Origin of the sequence: Mesorhizobium sp. M1A.F.Ca.IN.020.06.1.1, assembly GCF_004023265.1 — a bacterium.
Lineage (GTDB): Bacteria > Pseudomonadota > Alphaproteobacteria > Rhizobiales > Rhizobiaceae > Mesorhizobium.
The window spans coordinates 1-1,845 of record NZ_RZSR01001086.1; the positions used below are offsets into that span (position 1 = coordinate 1).

Annotated in this window: 2 protein-coding genes; both read right to left on the bottom strand. The window is 56.4% G+C overall.

Annotated elements, in window-relative coordinates:
* Nucleotides 1–486: 486 nt before the first annotated feature.
* Entirely contained in the window at nucleotides 487–900 is a 414-nt protein-coding gene (locus EOA60_RS31200) for a Rieske (2Fe-2S) protein (protein WP_127335779.1), read from the bottom strand.
* Nucleotides 897–1,845, bottom strand: a 949-nt coding sequence (locus EOA60_RS31205; RefSeq protein WP_164899705.1) for an amidohydrolase family protein, incomplete at its 5' end; no start/stop codon positions are given. The genes EOA60_RS31200 and EOA60_RS31205, both read right to left, overlap by 4 nt.

Consider the following 1,845-nt stretch of genomic DNA (forward strand, 5'->3'; position numbering starts at 1 on the left):
GGTAAGGTTCAGGCTTGGGGGCAACAACGGTAGCGCCCGGCACTGCGTCCCGAAAACGAGCCAACTCGTCCTCTGTCGCATGCCATCCCACCAGTATTTTCATTACATCGCCTCAGCTTTTTTTGGTCTGTTTCCGTGGATAGTGGCGCACTCAGCCGACGCTCATCCGCCAAAAAACCGGTTTGAATGAAACGTTTGATGCACAAATGTCACGATTTGCAACAATGCGCGTACTGAACGGTGCTCTTGCTTCGAAGATCCTCTGCACAACCTGCCAGGTGCATTCGCCGTCGCAAAACCTCTTGGAAATTGATGCTTCCTAGAACGTGCCTCGCGGCCATTCTGAGGAGCCAATTTGGCGTCGGACTTCGGCTGCAGGATCGGTCCGACGGATACGATAAGTGCCTCGCTACCCGATCAAAAATTGGCGTGAAACCGATCCCGATGGTGTGAGGTGGCGAAGTCGGTCTACCCTCTTTCAGCAGTTCACACGGTGATCACGACATAGTTGCCGTCAACATTAACCGCGACGGTTTCTGCCTGAAACGGCCCCTTGGCCAAAACCTCTCCCGGCTCGACTTCAACCGCAAAGGTTCGCGCCCGGACGCTGTCCGGATCACACCACGATTGACCTGTACGGATGTCAAACTCCCACCCGTGCCAAGGACAGCGAACCATCTCTCCCTGGCGGGCCAGTTTGTACTCGCCGGGACCAGGTGATTCCACTCTGCCGACCAGGTCGCCTTCGCACAGAGCTGCACCTTGGTGTGGACAACGGTTTATGAGGGCGAAAAACTCATCCTTGATGCGGAAGACGCCAATCTGCCGCCCCTTGACGGTCACGATCTTGCACTTACCCGGTTCGATTTCGTCAACAGTTGCAACGACATGACGGCTCATGATTGGCTCAACCCATACAAGGCGCGCGCGTTGTCATGAAAGATTTTGCGCCGCCACTGTTCCGGCAGTGCCACCTTGAACGCATAGCGCGGATCGTCCTGGTCCCAGTGCGGATAATCCGTTGAGAACATCAACCGATCTGCCCCTATCCATTCGATCGTGGACAGAAGATCTTGAGGGCGCTCAGGTTCATCGACTGGTTGGGTAGTAAGCCAAATCCTCTCGCGCACATACTCGGAGGGCTTTTGACGCAGGAGTGGCACTTCCGAGTGCAGGCGCTTCCAGGCAGTATCCATGCGCCAGCACAATGATGGCAGCCAACCGAATCCTGACTCCAGCAGAACGACCCTGAGATTTGGAATCTGGGCCATTACGCCCTCGCACACCAGACTGATCACCATGTTCTGCATTCCCTGCACGTAGGCGGGGTGCTCCTCATGATAATAGGATGGCCATCCGCCGGCAGTAGATGGGTGTCCGCCTATTCCGCCGATGTGAACCGCGATTGGGAATCCATTGGCGACACAAGCCTCCATGATCTGCCAATATCGTCTGCGACCCAAAGGCTCGGTTCCACGCTGCGGGAATTGCACCTGCACGAAACGTCGGTCGCCCGCCCACTTCTCGATTTCGGCTATCGCAGATTTCTCGTCTTCCACATTGATTTGAACGGACGCCTTCAACCTTGGGTCAGGATCGCACCAACGCGAAACCTGCCACTCATTGGCAGCTGACGCCAACGCAGAGCCGAATTCGACGTTGCGTTCGGAGCTTAGCTCCATGGGCTGAACCATGATGCCGTACTCAACGTTGAACAGGTCGAGCAGCTGCTTTTGCATGATTGGCAGGTCGGCGCCGGGAACGGACCCGTTTGAAGGCCACGCATCCTGCCGCACACCGCCACCGGTGCTCATCCGAGGATAGTTCATGGTTTTGGCCAGACCC

Bases quoted from the DNA above. Each gene is read 5' to 3' on its own strand.
- EOA60_RS31200 (WP_127335779.1), bottom strand. From the start codon at position 900: ATGAGCCGTCATGTCGTTGCAACTGTTGACGAAATCGAACCGGGTAAG.